Source organism: Synechococcus sp. H55.9, from assembly GCF_047462355.1.
In the GTDB taxonomy this organism is placed as follows: Bacteria; Cyanobacteriota; Cyanobacteriia; order Thermostichales; family Thermostichaceae; genus Thermostichus.
The window spans coordinates 1-2661 of the sequence record NZ_JANSJB010000155.1; the positions used below are offsets into that span (position 1 = coordinate 1).

The 2661-nt window shown below is 62.8% G+C and carries 2 protein-coding genes; both read right to left on the reverse strand.

The window, feature by feature from the left end; genetic code table 11:
• The coding region (locus NW857_RS12675) for a DUF3769 domain-containing protein (RefSeq protein ID WP_414369168.1) at window positions 1-1486 on the reverse strand (1486 nt) is incomplete at its 3' end.
• A gap of 48 nt (window positions 1487-1534) precedes the next feature.
• Window positions 1535-2410 (reverse strand): ATP-dependent sacrificial sulfur transferase LarE, encoded by an 876-nt coding sequence (gene larE / locus NW857_RS12680; protein WP_414332567.1) that lies wholly within the window; start codon window positions 2408-2410, stop codon window positions 1535-1537.
• Between the last annotated feature and the right edge of the window lie 251 nt (window positions 2411-2661).

Here is a 2661-nt window from a genome sequence, read left to right on the forward strand (position 1 = left end):
TGGTGTAGTCGAAGGTATCGGCCACAAAAGCCCCGATTACCGCATCGATGCCGATGCTGCCGGCAGTATAGCTTTGGGTGCGCCCATTGGAGTAGAGTGACTGGCTGCTGCTGACGCCGGTGTTGAGCCAGATTCCCTGTTCGATGGGCAGAGCGGAAAAGCGGGGCGGGGGATCTGCTGCCGTCTTGGGAGGGCTCCAGAGGGGAAAGGAGCGAGTTAGGGTTGCCCCCAGTTGCAGACGGGCGAGCTGAATGCGGTCGGTGGTCTTGGCCAAGGCCAGATCGGGATCGGTGTCGATGTCGCTGAGTTGCCCGAGGGCGTCGATGTAGTCGGCGGCTATGCGGTAGCTGAAGTCCAAGCCAGTGTTGCCGAGGCGGAGGGTGGGCGAGCTGTAGCTAGCACCAAGGCGATTCTCCACAATCTGGAACCCCAGCCGCCCGCTGAAAAAACGCTCCTGATACGCATAGGTGTAGGTGACTTGGCCGCCGTTGCCGGTGGTAACGCGGTGTTCGACCTGAGCCCGCAAGCGCCGGGCAAATTCCTCGAAGACGATCCCGCGCAGCTCGGCAAACAGCGAGGTTTGGGCATTGGCTTCCGGTTGCCGCCAACGAAAATCAGCCCGCAGCCCGATCCCATCGCGGATCCCTTGGTCGCTGCCCCAAAGGCGTTGCGGATACAGTTGCGGGGAGAGCACCAGGCTGAGATTGGGATCCTGCAGCAGCTCGAAGTTGGCCTGCAGGATCAGGCCGCGCCGCAGCTCTTCCCGGTCGAAGTCATCGTAGAAAAGGCTGACCGGAGGCTGACGGTTCAATGAGTCAAAGCGCAGCCGAATGGGCAGGGGCAGAAACAAGACCTGGTCGAAAACCAGTTGGCCAGCTTCGGCAATCAACAGGCTGGAACCATCCGCCTGCAAGGTAGAGGTCGCCCGCGGGCTGCGGATCTCCAGCTCTGGCGGATCGAGAGGGTCATTGGTCAGCCGCACCTGCTCTCCTTCCCAGTTGTTGGCATCGAAGCGGATGCGGGCAGCGCGAAAGCGCACCAGCCGCTGCGGCGAGAGGGCCGCCGCCGGGGATCCGGCAGCTTGCAACTGGCCGATATCCACCTGGCCGAAGGCTTCTTCCAACACTCCTCGCTCTTGCTCAAAGTCGTATTCCAGCCGGGATCCCTGGATGCGCTGCTGATCCAACTCGATGGAAACGTTGCCCTCGGCCACGGCTCGCCGCTGTTGCAGCTCGATGCGCAAGCGATCTGCCCGCAGCACAGAGCGGCCCAGACGCATCTCCACGTTGCCCTCGGCCAGGAAAACCTGCGCCCGCTGGTCAAAGGTTTGGCGGTTCGAGCGCAGCCGTAACGTGCGCTCCGCAAGGGCGTCAGTCGTATCCCCCGGCGGAGCGGCTGCCACCCGGCCTTTCTGGGCTGAGGCAGGAGCAGCTGTTGCCAGACCAAACACCCCCAAGCAAAGCCAGAGCCACCAAAACCCTTTCATATTCCCCTAAACCTGGCACAAAACTTCAGCCCAAGCCCCTAGGCTGGCTCAGCCCGTTGTCGGCGGGGGCGGGTTGAGGGCGCGGTTGAGCTTGCCGCTGCGGTAGCCCTCCAAATCGAGACTGACGTAGAGATAACCAAAAGATTGCAGGGCCTTGACCAGCGCTGCCAGATCGGTTTTTTGCACAAATTCCACGATTTGATGAGGGAGCAGTTCGATGCGGGCAGTATCTTTCTCGGAGCGCACGCGCACCTGCTGCCAGCCCAAGCTGCGCAGATAGCGCTCTGCCAATCCCACCCGCCGCAGCTTCTCGGCGGTGATTGCCTCGCCATAGGGAAAGCGGGAGCTGAGGCAGGGCTGGGCCGGCTTGTCCCACCAGGGCAGGCCCAGGTGGCGAGACAGTTGCCGCACCTCCAGCTTGCTCATCCCCACCTCCGCCAAGGGAGAACGCACGCCTCGCTCTCGGGCCGCCTGCGCTCCCGGTCGATAGTCGGCCAGATCGTCGGCGTTGAGGCCATCTGCCACGTGGTCGTATCCCTGAGTTTTAGCCACCTGACGCAGGGTGTCGTGCAAGTGGCTTTTGCAGAAGTAGCAGCGGTTGGCGGGGTTGGCGGCGTAGCGGGGATCCTGCAGCTCCTGGGTCTCGACGATCTGGTGGCGAATGCCGATGTATTGGGCTTGCCGGATGGCCTCCTCCAGATCTTCGGGCAACAGCGCCGGGGAAGCGGCAGTGACGGCCAGGGCCCGCTCCCCCACCTGATCCCAGGCCAGTTTGGCCACCAGGCTGCTATCGACCCCGCCTGAGTAGGCCACCAAGACCCGCCCCATCTCGGCGAAGATTTGGACAAGCTGGTGGAACTTGCCTTGCAGGACGGGATCCAGCTCCAGCAGAGGGTCGGCAGTGGGGTTTGGGGCTATGTTCATAAGGCCAGCAATTCGGTAAGTCGGGGCCAAGGGGACGCCGTCCTGGCCCGGCGGAGGAGAACCTGGGGCGGTTTTCCCTTCCTATTGTTTCTCAGAGTTTCCCGACTTTCCAACGCTTCCTTCCCAAGTGAGGTGCGGGATCCCCCCACAAGCGGGCAACCTGTCTCTAGGCCAGCAGCCCGCCGACGCGGTAGGCTGGATGGCAGTGAGCCCCTTGCTTTGTTGCCGCAATCGACGCTTCTCTCCTCTTG